Below are 12900 nucleotides of genomic sequence, written 5' to 3' on the forward strand. Positions count from 1 at the left end.
AATTCTGTCTCCACTCGCTCTAAAATTTACTAAGATCCTTATTTTTATAATTTTTGTCTATTCTTAGTACCGTACATTTGTACCTCCACTACATTTTGTTGATATCGAGCAATAAAAAAGATCTTCCTTACTATTACTAGTAGAAAGATCTTTTTTATTTAATTAAATTTTAATCAAATTATAGTCTTACAAGCACGCAGTCTTGAATCACATTAATTCCTGCATTTTTAGCTGCTTCTAAAACACGCGGCGTGTCCGCACCGGGTTGAAACCACATAGTTTTGACTCCTTTTTCCGCACATTCCGCTACGGCTTTTAACCCCGGTTCTTCGCCGACAACGAGATCCACCACATCAGGAACTACAGGCAAATCCAAGACGCTGTGATAGACAGGCGAGCCGTCAATTTCAGTAGCGTTCGGATGTACAGGATAAACTTCGTAGTCATTCTTCTTTAAAACTGTATAGACTTTGTAGCCGAATTTTTCCGGTTTGGGTGTCGCGCCCACTACTGCCCACACTTTTTTCTGTAATGCTTCTTGTACCGTCATAATCCCTCCTTTAGTCGAATCTCAAGTGAATCCAACTGCCATTCTGCAAGATCAATACTCGCCAGTTCCTGCAATGTTTGCGGTTTTCTCTGCGGATTAATCCCTGCCAAGTAACCCAGATACCCTAAGATATCCGAAGGGGTTTTGCCCGCTTTTAACAGCTTGCGAACCGTAATACCGTGCTGCCGTTTTGACAAGCGTATTCCTTCCCGATCACAAAGTAATGGTATATGCCAATACATAGGTGCCGTCAAATTAAGCGCATTCATAAAACGCACCTGCCAGCCTGTCGACTCCGCCAGATCCACGCTGCGAACAACTTCCGTGATACGCATCATCGCATCATCTACCGCCACCGCAAATTGATAGCTGTACACGCCATCGGCTCGCAACACGACTATATCATCGGCGCCTTCCGCCATGGTCGTAAAAATGGTTTCGCCTCGCTGTGATTGGTATGTAACAGTTTCATTGCTGCCACGGTACCTCCATGAAGGCGGCCTTTTCATGCGTTCAGGCACATGCCAACGACAATGCCCGTCATAATCCACATGATGGTCACCACGATGCGGTGCAGACGCAATCGCTAAGCGACGAGCGCGTGAACAAGTACAAGCGTACATTTGTCCCGCCTCACGCCACTGTTCGATGATGTTATTGTAAATGCCCAAACGTTCTGATTGGCGATACGGTCCAGACGGGCCGCCGATATCGGGACCTTCTTCCCATACAAAGCCCAACGCATGCAGATCTTCGTACATTGCATCTTCGTATGTTTTTTGGCAACGCGCCTGATCCAAATCTTCGAGCCGCAAAATCCACTGGCCGTTATTTTGTTGCGCCGCACACCAGGAGATTAATGCCGTCCAGACGTTACCTAAATGTAAGTAACCGGTCGGACTTGGTGCATAGCGACCTCGGTAATTATTTACCGAAGTTGATGATGTCCCTGAAAATTTCACGTTGCTCATTGAGTTTTGTAGCACCACCCATCACGCTGATATGTTGTTGTGCGATGATGCTTTGCAGCAGCGGCGCTTGTGCACGAATATCACTTTGCGTACAGTGAATAATCTCATCCCGAATTTGCTGGCGGAATGTGTCGGGCATTTTGGAAAGCATTCTGTTGACTGCACGTTCTCCGCGCATCGGTAAAGTAAACTGCGTCTGCGTCGGTGCCAGTGCACCGATGACATACTGCCGCATCGCACGATCCGTCGCTTCAAATCGACCGATGGCCGCCGGCATGTCTGCGTATACCTGTAATGTTTCCGCTAAATTAGGATCCCGGTACGAACAAAAAACGCTGTTGCCATTGCTCATGATTTGCGCATGCGCGCCGTACGCGCCACCTAAAATACGTACATTCTGCCAAAGATACTCATAGCGTAAGATATGTTCCAGCACTGTCAGCGTACCGTGATATGTGTGCCCCTCACGACGGAAATTACCGCCTTGCGCGACATACTGTACCTTGCCCACACTGATAAATCCCTCGTTACCGATATGTAAATCCAGCGCGAGAGGTGCATCCGCTGATTTTTCTTGCTCCAAATCCGCCAGCAAGCGGGAACTTTCCTGTTGCCAGGCAGTACTCTCTTCTTCGCCGCCGCAAATCAGCGCGAACGATCCCACCATGCGGAAAATACGCCGGCTCGTTTGCTGCAACGCCGTAATAATTTCTTCCGTGCTATGCTGTGCCAACTTCTGCAAGAAAGCAAAATAAGATAACCCCGACTGATCACGTAAACGCTCCAACGGTGAAACATAGGATAATGCACGGTTCATCATTAACGCGTTCCCCCGACGGAAAAGTTGTAAATTCCAATCGGTCTTCTTTTCATTGATCAGCTCCGTCAATCGTTTCGTGTCGGTGAACAGAGTATGATTGATCAATTCATTGGTCAAAGTAACAAGTTGTGACGTATTGGATGTTAATGCTTTGCCTCGGACCACAAAATATGAGTAGACATCTCTGTCATCATCGTAACGGGAACCGCTTTTCAATCCGACAGTAATCCCGCCGGTATGAAAATTGATTTGCTGCGCCAACTCGGCATAGGTATAACCTCGGGTATCCAGTTCACCAAGCACATCACTCAAAAGAACCGCATATAAATATTCCTGTGTCGTTAAATGCAAAAGAGGAAAATAAAGAGTCGCATATAAAATTCCGTTGCTGTCCCCTGCCATACGGTAGACAGGAAAACCTTCAACATCCTCCTGCAGCAACGCGTCTGAATCGACCTTCTGCGGTAATTCGTCGCGTTCCAGGAGCGGTATGGTAGCGAGTTGCTCCTCATTGTCCGCCGTTTGTTGCCGCCGTTTCAACGTTGCCGTCTGCTCGATAATCCGGCGCTCTTTTTCAGGCGAAAGCGTTTCTTTAAAAGCTGCCAGTTTTTCACGTACCGCCTGCTCCTTTTCTTCCTGCAAACCGACTTGCGGTGCCATGGTAATGACAGCTTGATGCGGGTTACGACAAATCAGATCGCCAATAATAGTATGAAATGTTCCGGCGGTGATCTCTTCACGCAACTCTCGAATAGCTTCTTCGTAACGCAATCCCTGTAAAGGATCGCGATCATACAACCAGAAATCCAATGCACGCAAATTGTAAAACAGTCCTTTGGGGCGACCGTTAAAATCATTTTCCCGCAACGAAAACTCCAGACGATTCAGCGCCGCACTCAGAAGCTCAGACGAAAACCCTTGCGCAGCAATTTTCTGCATAAAGGCATCAAACAATTGCACCAAAGATGCTTGGTGCTCTTGTTCCGAGCCGATCGCCTCAATGTGCCAAACAGGCTGTTTCAAACTATCGATGATACTGCCGGAAACATCCGTCGCCAGCCCTTTCGAGATGATTTCCTGACGTAACGGTGCACCGGGTATAGTCAAAAGCGCATAATTCCAAACTTCCATCGCCATCATTTGCGCCGGACTGAGAGTATCCGGCAAGACGATATCGATGGCATGTAGCGTTTTCCCCTGACGTTCTTCATCCTCCGTCACGCCGTAATAGAATGTCGCTTTCTGTCGTGCAGTAGGCGCGCTTTGCGTAGCGATTTCGCTGTCGATCTCCCGGTAATGATACTCGTTCAAGTATTTTTCCGAAATATACGTCAACGTTTCTTCGAGCGGCATATCGCCGTAGAGGAAAAAGTACGCATTGGACGGGTGATAATATTGTTGATAAAAATCCGTGAAGGCTTCAAATGTCAATTCCGGGATGTGATCGGGGTCTCCGCCTGATTCATATCCGTACGTAGTATCGGGGAAAAGCACCTCCATCGCTTTTTGACCCAATACATCATCTGGCGATGACAACGCGCCTTTCATTTCGTTATACACAACACCTTTATAAATCAAAGGCTGATCCGCATCATCCAATTCATAATGCCAACCTTCCTGCATAAGAATATACGGATCTTTACGCAGATTCGGATGGAAGACGGCATCCAAATATACATCCATCAAATTTTGAAAATCTTTGGCGTTGCGGCTGGCGACCGGATACATTGTTTTATCCGGGAATGTCATCGCATTTAAAAAGGTATTCAACGACCCTTTGACCAGTTCGACAAACGGTTCACGCAGCGGATACTTATCGGATCCGCACAGAGTTGAATGCTCCAAAATATGCGCGACACCGGTGCTGTCAGCCGGCGGCGTGCGAAACGTTACCGAAAACACTTTATTATCATCTTCCGTAGCTAAAAACAGCAGCTTTGCCTTGGTCTGATCGTGTTGCATTATATACGCTTGCGCGCTAATTTCATTAATGTACGATACTTCTTGGACAGTAAAGCCCGCGACTTGATCGTTTTTTTCGTATTTCACAACATCACTCCTCATCTTTCTCTTATTCTTATTGTAACACAGTGCTTATCGGTATCCGAAGGGAGCTTAAGCGTACCGCTTAAACATGGTATAATATAGCCAATCTTGGTAACTGTGAGGATGTATGATTGCGCTGATTTTTGATTATTTAGGAACGATTGCCTTTGCGATTTCGGGCGCATTGGTGGGCATGCAAAGACGCATGGATATTTTCGGCATTGCCATACTTGCCTTAGCAACCGCTGTAGGCGGCGGCATGATCCGCGACACACTCGTCGGTAACACACCGCCGAGCGCTCTCGAAGATGGCAGCTACATTGCGATCTCACTGGTAACGGTGGTAGCACTTCTATTTTCATTCCGAAGGTTGCGCGGCAACTACAAATACCGACGCTATTCCCTCTACCTGTACAACCTTGCTGATACCTTTGGCCTGGCTTCTTTTACAGTAACCGGCGCAATGGTAGGTGTGGCAGCGGATCCCCGTTCGATTTTTCTGTTGCCGGTGACGCTTGGTCTGATTACGGCCTGTGGTGGTGGCATCATTCGAGATATCAGCGCACTGCGCATTCCGGTGGTATTTCGTAATGAAGTCTATGCCTCCGCTTCATTAGCCGGCGGCATCGTTTTTTGTTTGGTACGACAGATCGCCACTTTGGCTTGGGCCGGTCCGTTGGCATTTTTGACTGTCATGCTGATCCGTTTACTGGCAATTCGGTATAAATTGGAATTGCCCAGGGCTCACCGACGAGATTATTTGGGTAAAAACAAAAGGAGCAAATAATGAAACAAACATTTTGGCGTAAAGCGATCCAAACACTAATGATCGGTGTATTTGCTTTTGGTGCCGGTCAAACGGCATGCGCGGCAACAATTTTATATGTACCGCAAGACAATCGTCCCGTCAGCTATGCCTACACTGTGGATACGGCGCAGGCGGCGGGTTACACGGTGCTGACCCCGCCGGAAACGTATCTCTCCGACCAGGGCTACCAAGGCTCGCCGGATAAAATTTGGGAATGGGTCAAACAAAACGTCAATCAGGCAGACGCGCTGGTTCTTTCTACGGACACTTTAATTTATGGCGGTCTGGTGGATTCCCGCAAGCATGATATCAATATTTTAACCTTGAAAAATCGTCTCTCGGAACTGGCCGCTCTGCACAATGCGTATCCGACGCTGCCGATCTATGCATTCGGCACGATCATGCGTTCCCCGCGTGCCAGCGACGGTAAAGTAGAACCTTCCTACTATGCCGACTACGGTCCGAAAATTTTTGAAATCGCTTACTGGCAGGATAAAGCGGATGCGGAAGGCTTGACTGCGGAAGAATCCGCTAAACTTTTATCGTTGCGGATGTCCGTACCGCTGGAATATATGCAGGATTGGTTTGCGCGACGCACGAAAAACAACCAGGTCAACGAAATGTTAATTCAGGATGCCGCCTCCGGTGTGCTCACCTATTTCTGCCTTGGGCATGATGATACGGCCGGTTTTTCGCAGTCTTCATTAGAAGCTCGGTATCTCAAAAAAGCAACGGCTAACCTGTCGCCACGCGTTTACGGCTCCTTTCCCGGTGCGGATCAATTAGGCCTTTTATTAATTGCCCGCTACCATGTGGATCGCTCCCAGACAACCCCCAAAATTCGTGTAATTTACCCGCTCGGCGGCGGCGCTGATACGATGCCGCACTATGAAAATCAAAGTATCGGTAAAACGATAGCCGATCACGTCACTGCTGTCGGCGGTGAAATTGTTACCACGGAAAAGCCGAACCTTTTGCTAGCCGTTAACACCCCGCTCAGTGATGTCACCAGCGAATCGGAAGCCTTTGCCAACCTGGCTATGCCGCGTAAAAGTGCCGCTGCCTTTTTAACTCGTGTGGAAGATGCGCTTTCGCGACACATTCCGGTCAGCGTTGCCGATATCTTTTATTCTAACGGCTCCGATAATACCCTTTTAAAAGAAATGCAAAACGCCAACTTACTCTATAAAATTTCCGCATATAACGGCTGGAACACCGCTTCGAACACGGTAGGCTACGCGGTAGCGCAAGGCATCCTTGCCGCACAAATGCCGGAAAAAGCACAGCATCGCATGCTGACGGAGCAATACTTGGATAACTGGGGTTACCAGGCGAATATTCGTAAAGAAATCTATCGTGAGCAGGAAAATCTGCGCACAGACAACGTCAAATACTCCGGTAAATTAAATCCGCGTCTTTCGGAAATGCTGGTGGAAAAAATCCAAACTTTTGCCGAAGAGCACCTTGACATCAACCCTCGTACTGTAACGGCACGTTTCCCCTGGGGACGTCTCTTTGAAACGCAAATCACGGTAGCTCCGACACCGCAATATCCGTTGATGAGAGATATCCTTGCCGAACGGGCTCGCCAAGAAGCCGTGCGAAAGGCGGCCGAAAAAGCAGCTGCGGAAAGCGCGAAGCAAGCCCAAAATACCAAGAACAGTGACAAGCCTACCCCGGCAGCGCCAAGCGCTTACGGGGGCAAGACTGCAGCACCTATACAAAAGCAATAAAAAAACGCCTCCTGGGAGGCGTTTTTTAATGCAACGTTTTTTGCCGTAAATAACGACGCGCATCACCCAAACAATAAAGCGATCCGCAAACTACAATGATATCCCCCGGTTGCGCGAGTTCTTTCGCGCGTTCCAGGCCGGCAACTACGTCCGCCGCCGGTTCGGTCGTTCCCGGTAAGTATTCACAGATCTCCTCTGCACTGCGTGTGCGTGGCGTCGGTGCAGGTACGGCGATAATAGTATCTTCTTCACGGAATAATTCTTCCGCGATACCTTCAATGTCTTTATCCTTCAACGATGCAAATACGAAAAAGCGTTTCTTATCCGGATATATCTCATTCAGCGTCATGGCAAGTGCCGCCGCTCCGTCAACATTGTGAGCGCCGTCCAAGATCACGGGCACATCGCCCTCAATGACCTCAAAACGTCCCGGCCACTGCGCGCGGGAAATACCTTCGCGCAAATGATCTTCCGTAATCCGTGCTTCCTTTTTCATTAGCACTGTTAAAGCCATAGCCGCTACTGCCGCATTGACCGTCTGGTGCATGCCGAAAAATGGCACAAAGAGCATTGCGTCAGCATTATCCTTGCGTTTAAGAGTGATGATCTGGCCACGATCGAATGTCGTGCGACGCTCGACCGAGAAATCACGATCCCATAAATACATTGGCGCATTCTTTTTGTGTGCGATTTCTTTGATGATTTTCAAGGCGGTGCGATGTGCGGATGTCACCAAGGGAACATTATCTTTGATGATGCCTGCTTTCTCCGTGGCGATTTCTTCCACTGTAGCTCCGAGATATTGCGTATGATCAAGCGATACATTAGTAATCACGGCAACTTCCGGAGTAATAACATTCGTCGAATCCAAGCGGCCGCCCATGCCTACTTCCACTACGGCGTATTCCACTCCCGTCGCCTGAAACGCAAGAAACGCACAGGCGGTCAACAACTCGAATTCGGTTGCCATTTCACCGCCCGCCGCGACATTTTTCTCTGCCACTGTGCGTACCTGACTTAAATATTTCGCAAAATCCGATGCCGAAATATCCGCTCCGTTAATGCGAATTCGCTCAGTATATTCTTCCAAATGCGGAGAAGTAAAACGTCCGCAGGAAATGCCTGCTTGCTGCAAAACACTTTCCAACATGGCGGTAACGCTTCCTTTTCCGTTGGTGCCTGCCACATGAACGCTTTTAAACGCATTTTCAGGATGGCCGAGCCCTTCTAAAAGTGCTTCAATACGTTGTAAGCCGGGTTGGATGCCGAACGCTGCCGTCTCTGTCAGCCAAGCAATCGATTCTTGATAGTTCATGCCTTCTCCTTTGCAAGCGTAGCTAAAAACGCTCTACGCTCCATCAATGTGGCCAGTTTCTCGTTGTAGTTGGCCAGTTTTTCGCGTTCTTTTGCCACAACTGCAGCAGGTGCTTTGGTTACAAACGACTCGTTACCAAGCTTTTTCTCCAAACGTGCGACTTCCTGATGCAACTTATCTTCTTCCGCCTGAATCCGTACATTCTCTTTTTCAACGTTGATAACATCTGCCAGCTTAACATAAATTTCCAAACCGTCGGTAATCGCTGTCAACGCGTTTTCCGGCGCCGGCGCATCATTGGCAAGCAGGTTCACTGCACTCGTATTCGCCAATTTCTCAAAATAGAGCGGATGATCTTCCACCACCGCCGTCAAATCATCTCGTTTCACACGCAACAACAAAGGTACTTTTTGACTCGGCGCGATATCCGCCTCCGCGCGCAAGTTACGTACGGCTTTGATGGCATCCATCAAACGATCCATCTGTTCGGCGGCATCCGCAAAACGCAGCGCCGGATCGGGCGTCGGCCAGGACGCTTTAGCGAGCGTCAAACCTTCATGCGGTAAATGCTGCCAGATATGTTCGGTGACAAACGGCATAAACGGATGTAATAACGCCAATGCGCGTGTCAAAACATAAACCAGTACGCTCTGTGCGACCGCACGGTCGGAAGCGTTATCATCCGCATATAAACGCGGTTTAACGGCCTCTATATACCAGTCGCAGAAGATATTCCAAATGAATTCATAGACACTTCCTGCCGCTTCTCCCAATTCAAATTTTTCCAAATTCGCGGTGACACTTTCTTCCGTCTGCGCCAGGCGTTCCAAAATCCAACGATCTGCAAGTGTTAATTCTTCGGGTGAAAAAGCATGTTTTTCTTCATAGCCTTCTAAATTCATCAATACAAATTTAGCAGCATTCCAAATTTTATTGGCGAAGTTACGGTTTGCTTCGACGCGTTCCATATAAAAACGCATGTCATTACCCGGGGTATTACCCGTCATCAGCGTAAAACGTAAAGCATCCGCACCGTATTCATTGATAACTTCCAGCGGATCAATGCCGTTGCCAAGTGATTTGCTCATTTTACGGCCTTGGCTGTCGCGCACCAAACCGTGAATAAAGACGTGTTTAAACGGTGCTTCCTCCATGAATTCGAGTCCCGTAAACATCATGCGAGCGACCCAAAAGAAAATAATATCGTAGCCGGTTACCAAAGTATTGGTCGGATACCATTGCTTAAGTTCCGGCGTTTGGTCCGGCCACCCCATAGTGGAAAATGGCCACAGTGCCGAACTGAACCATGTATCCAAAACATCGGGATCCTGTGTCACGCCGCCGCCGCAATGCGGGCAAGTTGTGATATCTTCACGGGAAACGATCGTTTCGCCGCATTCGTTGCAATACCAGGCCGGAATCTGATGGCCCCACCAAAGCTGACGGGAAATACACCAATCGCGAATATTTTCAAGCCAATGCGTGTAGGTTTGCGTAAAACGCGGCGGCACAAATTCTGTCCGCTTTTCTTCTACCGCTTGTAACGCGGGTTTCGTCAGCGGTTCCATTTTGACGAACCACTGCCGTGTGGCAAGCGGCTCGATGGTCGTGTGGCAGCGCGAGCAGTGGCCGACCGCATGATCGGCATCCTCGATTTTCACCAGCAGCCCTTTTTTCCGCAATGCTTCCACTACCGCTTTACGCGCGGCATATCGTTCCATACCGTTAAAGGCGCCGGCGTTTTCATTGAGTGTGCCGTTCGGATTCATGATGACAATCGATTCCAATTGATGGCGTTCCCCCATCTCGAAATCGTTCGGGTCATGTGCCGGCGTGATTTTAACCGCGCCTGTACCGAATTCCGGTTCGACATAACTGTCGGCGACCACTTCAATTTTACGATCCGCCAGCGGCACGATAACTTTTTTGCCGATATACTTTGCATACCGTTCATCTTCCGGGTGAACAGCGATACCGGTATCGCCCAGCATCGTTTCCGGTCGCGTGGTGGCAATCTGAATATAACCGTTACCGTCGACCAACGGATAATTGACGTAGTACAGCTTCCCTGCTTCGTCTTCGTATTCGACTTCGATATCCGACAATGCCGTCATGCAACGCGGGCACCAGTTGGTAATCCGGAAGCCGCGGTAAATCAAGCCTTTTTCGTACAGGGAAACAAAGACTTCGCGGACGGCTTTCGAGCAACCTTCATCCAGTGTAAAACGCTCGCGTGACCAGTCACAGGAGGCTCCCAAACGACGAATCTGCTGACCGATCCGGTCGCCGAATTTTTCTTTCCATTCCCAAACGCGTTCGACAAAAGCTTCTCGCCCTAAATCATCCCGTGTCAAACCCTCTTTGGCAAGTTCTTCTTCGACCTTGATTTGCGTCGCAATACCGGCGTGATCTTTCCCCGGTAGCCACAGCGTATTATAACCCTGCATCCGCTTAAAGCGAATCAAAACGTCCTGTAATGTATCATCCAACGCATGTCCCATATGCAATTGACCGGTGACATTCGGCGGCGGTAAAACAATACTGTACGATTTTTCCCCGGGTTTCGGTTCTTCATGAAAAACGCCGTTTTCTTCCCAGAACTGATACCATTTCTGCTCAATTTCAGCGGGATTATAGCTGGTTAAATTTTTATATTTCCCCATCCTGGACCCTCCTTTAAAATAAAAAAATAAACTTTCGCCCACATAGGACGAAAGTTATGCTTCCGCGGTACCACCTAAATTATCCATTGATCCCTTGAGACGCGTAACGTGCGCAACCGGACAGACCTTTCTTTCTGCCGACTCGGGGGTGACATAAAACGCAATTCGGACGATACTTGCAGCCGGTGTATCGCTCTCTGCACCGAAGGGGCGTTTCTTCTTCCCGTCATTGTCATTAACGATTTGCAAGTATTGTACTAAAGCATAGCTTAATTGTCAAATAAAATACACCTCGCCAAATAACGAGGTGTATTTTATGCGAATGTGGCGAGCTTACATCATGCCGCCCATGCCACCCATACCGCCCATGCCTGCCGGAGGCATTGCCGGCTGTTCCTGCGGTTCATCGGCAATCACTGCTTCTGTCGTTAAAACAAGAGCCGCGATGCTGGCCGCATTTTGCAGCGCCGAACGGGTGACTTTAGCCGGATCCACAATACCGGATTTGACCATGTCTTCATACTCTTCCGTCAACGCGTTGAAACCGATACCGGCACCGGCCGCTTTGACTTTATCTACTACAATCGAGCCTTCAAGACCCGCATTGTCTGCAATTTGACGAACCGGTTCTTCAATCGCGCGACGAACAAGCTGTACGCCCGTACGTACGTCGCCTTCGACATCCAATTGGTCCAATGCGCCCTGGATATCAAGGAACGTTGTGCCGCCGCCCGCAACGATACCTTCTTCGACCGCTGCGCGAGTCGCGTTGAGAGCATCTTCTAAACGTAATTTTTTATCTTTGAGCTCGACTTCCGTCGCCGCGCCGACTTCGATCACTGCTACGCCGCCGGCCATTTTAGCCAAACGTTCTTGCAATTTATCTTTATCGAATTCGGATGTAGCCGCTTCATATTGCGAACGAATCTGTGCTACGCGTGCCTTAATATCTTCCGACTGACCCGCACCGTCAACGATCGTCGTTTCGTCTTTCGCTACCCGTACCTGACGAGCCGAACCGAGATCCGCCAAGGTGACGCTGTCCAGTTTACGGCCGAGATCTTCAGTGATCAAGGTCGCACCGGTCAAAATCGCGATATCTTCGAGCATCGCTTTACGACGATCACCGAAGCCCGGAGCCTTGACTGCTACCGCGCGGAATGTGCCGCGCAGTTTGTTGACAACGAGGGTCGCCAATGCTTCGCCTTCCACGTCTTCCGCAATGATCAGGAGTTCTTTACCCGCTTGAACGACTTGTTCCAACGCCGGCAGAAGATCCGCGATCGCGCCGATTTTACGATCGGTAACGAGAATGTAAGGATCGCTCATCACCGCTTCCATTTTGTCGGTATCGGTGATCATATACGGCGAAATGTAACCGCGGTCAAACTGCATACCTTCCACAACAGAAAGTTGCGTGCCCATACCTTTGGACTCTTCCACAGTAATAACGCCGTCTTTACCGACTTTTTCCATCGCGTCGGCAATCATCTGACCGATTTCTTCATCGCCGGCGGAGATCGACGCTACCTGTGCAATGGCATCTTTACCTTCAACGGTAATCGAATGTGCTTTAATTTCTTCAACGAGTTGTTTAACCGCCATTTCAATGCCGCGTTTCAGTACCATCGGATTAGCACCGGCCGCTACATTGCGCATGCCTTCACGAATCATCGCCTGCGCCAAGAGGGTCGCTGTCGTCGTACCGTCACCGGCCACGTCATTGGTTTTGGTCGCTACTTCTTTGACGAGTTGCGCACCCATGTTTTCTACCGTATCTTTGAGTTCGATTTCGCGAGCAATCGTTACGCCGTCATTGGTAATCGTCGGCGCACCGAACTTTTTATCCAGAACAACGTTACGGCCTTTCGGTCCGAGTGTTACTTTGACCGCATTCGCCAGCGTATCGACACCCGCCAAAAGAGCTCGACGTGCTTCTTCATTAAATTGAATTGTTTTAGCCATTTAGTTCGCTCCCTTATTTATATGCTTAT

Annotated in this window: 8 protein-coding genes; 2 read left to right on the forward strand and 6 right to left on the reverse strand. The window is 49.0% G+C overall.

The genetic code is table 11. The features are described 5' to 3' along the window. Positions 1-178 precede the first annotated feature (178 nt). From HNR45_RS01600 to HNR45_RS01610, 3 genes are read right to left on the reverse strand one after another with little or no spacing between them, the layout of a single operon-like run. Complete coding sequence (locus HNR45_RS01600) at positions 179-550, reverse strand: CoA-binding protein (protein WP_159821817.1); 372 nt, start codon at positions 548-550, stop codon at positions 179-181. Further along, complete coding sequence (locus HNR45_RS01605) at positions 547-1521, reverse strand: glutamate--tRNA ligase family protein (RefSeq protein WP_159821815.1); 975 nt, start codon at positions 1519-1521, stop codon at positions 547-549. The genes HNR45_RS01600 and HNR45_RS01605 overlap by 4 nt, the downstream gene beginning before the upstream one ends. Next, positions 1475-4390, reverse strand: coding sequence for an insulinase family protein (locus HNR45_RS01610; protein WP_159821813.1), 2916 nt, complete (start codon positions 4388-4390; stop codon positions 1475-1477). Before HNR45_RS01610 ends, HNR45_RS01605 begins: the two co-directional genes overlap by 47 nt. Before the next feature lie 124 nt (positions 4391-4514). Between HNR45_RS01610 and HNR45_RS01615 the strand changes: the two genes are divergently transcribed. Then, positions 4515-5174, forward strand: coding sequence for a trimeric intracellular cation channel family protein (locus HNR45_RS01615; RefSeq protein WP_159821811.1), 660 nt, complete (start codon positions 4515-4517; stop codon positions 5172-5174). Continuing rightward, the gene (locus tag HNR45_RS01620) at positions 5174-6928 is read left to right on the forward strand and encodes a DUF4127 family protein (protein ID WP_235020547.1); all 1755 of its coding nucleotides are present in this window, start codon (positions 5174-5176) and stop codon (positions 6926-6928) included. The genes HNR45_RS01615 and HNR45_RS01620 overlap by 1 nt, the downstream gene beginning before the upstream one ends. Before the next feature lie 25 nt (positions 6929-6953). Here the strand turns inward: HNR45_RS01620 and HNR45_RS01625 are convergent, their stop codons facing one another. From HNR45_RS01625 to groL, 3 genes are all read right to left on the reverse strand, one after another. Continuing rightward, on the reverse strand, positions 6954-8243 hold the full coding sequence (locus HNR45_RS01625; RefSeq protein ID WP_159821809.1) for a bifunctional folylpolyglutamate synthase/dihydrofolate synthase: 1290 nt from the start codon (positions 8241-8243) through the stop codon (positions 6954-6956). Further along, a complete protein-coding gene (locus tag HNR45_RS01630) occupies positions 8240-10906 on the reverse strand; it encodes a valine--tRNA ligase (RefSeq protein WP_159821807.1) in 2667 nt (888 codons plus the stop codon). Before HNR45_RS01630 ends, HNR45_RS01625 begins: the two co-directional genes overlap by 4 nt. A gap of 333 nt (positions 10907-11239) precedes the next feature. Next, positions 11240-12871: a chaperonin GroEL gene (groL, locus tag HNR45_RS01635; protein ID WP_159821805.1), complete on the reverse strand. Its 1632-nt coding sequence runs from the start codon at positions 12869-12871 to the stop codon at positions 11240-11242. Between the last annotated feature and the right edge of the window lie 29 nt (positions 12872-12900).

The organism is Negativicoccus succinicivorans, from assembly GCF_014207605.1.
GTDB lineage: Bacteria > Bacillota > Negativicutes > Veillonellales > Negativicoccaceae > Negativicoccus > Negativicoccus succinicivorans.

Coding starts and splice junctions, on each gene's coding strand:
- HNR45_RS01620 (WP_235020547.1), top strand. CDS start 5,174: ATGAAACAAACATTTTGGCGTAAAGCGATCCAAACACTAATGATCGGT.
- HNR45_RS01630 (WP_159821807.1), bottom strand. CDS start 10,906: ATGGGGAAATATAAAAATTTAACCAGCTATAATCCCGCTGAAATTGAG.
- groL (WP_159821805.1), bottom strand. CDS start 12,871: ATGGCTAAAACAATTCAATTTAATGAAGAAGCACGTCGAGCTCTTTTG.
- HNR45_RS01625 (WP_159821809.1), bottom strand. CDS start 8,243: ATGAACTATCAAGAATCGATTGCTTGGCTGACAGAGACGGCAGCGTTC.
- HNR45_RS01615 (WP_159821811.1), top strand. CDS start 4,515: ATGATTGCGCTGATTTTTGATTATTTAGGAACGATTGCCTTTGCGATT.
- HNR45_RS01600 (WP_159821817.1), bottom strand. CDS start 550: ATGACGGTACAAGAAGCATTACAGAAAAAAGTGTGGGCAGTAGTGGGC.
- HNR45_RS01605 (WP_159821815.1), bottom strand. CDS start 1,521: ATGAGCAACGTGAAATTTTCAGGGACATCATCAACTTCGGTAAATAAT.